Source organism: Mesorhizobium sp. M8A.F.Ca.ET.165.01.1.1 (assembly GCF_004792065.1).
Classification (GTDB): Bacteria; Pseudomonadota; Alphaproteobacteria; order Rhizobiales; family Rhizobiaceae; genus Mesorhizobium.
The window spans coordinates 1-279 of sequence record NZ_SRTH01000278.1 but is presented as its reverse complement, the minus strand read 5'-3'; the positions used below and the strand labels follow the sequence as shown (position 1 = coordinate 279).

Genomic DNA, 279 nt, shown 5'->3' with positions numbered 1-279 from the left:
CCGCGCTGCAAGCCGAACCGGACTATGTCGCGCTCGGCCCGATCTACCCGACCATCCTCAAGGCGATGAAATGGGCGCCGCAGGGGCTGGACCGCATCGCCATCTGGAAACAGCGCGTCGCCGCCAGCCATTCCACTGCGCGCGCCTCGGGTTGCGCATTGCGGGTGATATCGGTCACTACTGCGGCGCATTGCGCGCCCTGCGCGAAGACACCGGCAATGCGCTCGACCGTAAGCCCGCCAATGGCCACCAGTGGAAGCGCGCCGACGCGCTGTTTCC

At 67.4% G+C, this 279-nt stretch carries 1 pseudogene; it reads right to left on the bottom strand.

The window, feature by feature from the left end:
- Positions 1-43 precede the first annotated feature (43 nt).
- A pseudogene (locus EN808_RS37550) lies at positions 44-279 on the bottom strand (hypothetical protein); the annotation flags it as partial.